The following is a 468-nucleotide window of genomic DNA, read 5'->3' as shown; positions in this document are numbered from 1 at the left end:
GGCGACGAGTTCGATGTCGAGTTCGGCCAGTGCGGTGAGCAGGTCGGCCACGGAGACCAGGTCACCGCCGAGCAACTCCCGGCCGGACACACCCAGGGACAGGCACACCCGTGGCCGCCGTGGCGGATCGTAGATCCACCGTGGGATCGCACTCGGTCCGTTGAACGGCACGTAGCGCATGGCCAGCCGGTTCACCGAGACCGCCAGCTGCATCCACGTCGGGGTGGGGTCGATCGTGACCTGCCCGGTCATCAGCTCCCTGGCCAGTTCGGGGGTGACCGCAACGTTGACGCCGGCGCGGGCCAGTCGACCGGTGAGCCAGTCGGCCACCGGATCGTCACGCCGGTCGACGGGCTGCTCGTCGAGCAGCGCCCGGTAGTTGTCGTACATCCGGGATATGTAGTCGATGCCGAACAGCATGCGGGCGTGTGCGGCGCCGCAGGCGCGGGCGGCGATCGCCCCGGCGAA

1 pseudogene is annotated in these 468 nt (G+C 69.7%); it reads right to left on the bottom strand.

The window, feature by feature from the left end:
- Positions 1-468 (bottom strand): annotated as a pseudogene (locus tag ACFHVL_RS31450) (glycosyl transferase family 28); the annotation flags it as partial.

The organism is Micromonospora sp. LOL_023 (assembly GCF_048060115.1).
GTDB lineage: Bacteria > Actinomycetota > Actinomycetes > Mycobacteriales > Micromonosporaceae > Micromonospora_E.
This window is presented reverse-complemented; position numbering and strand designations above follow the sequence as displayed.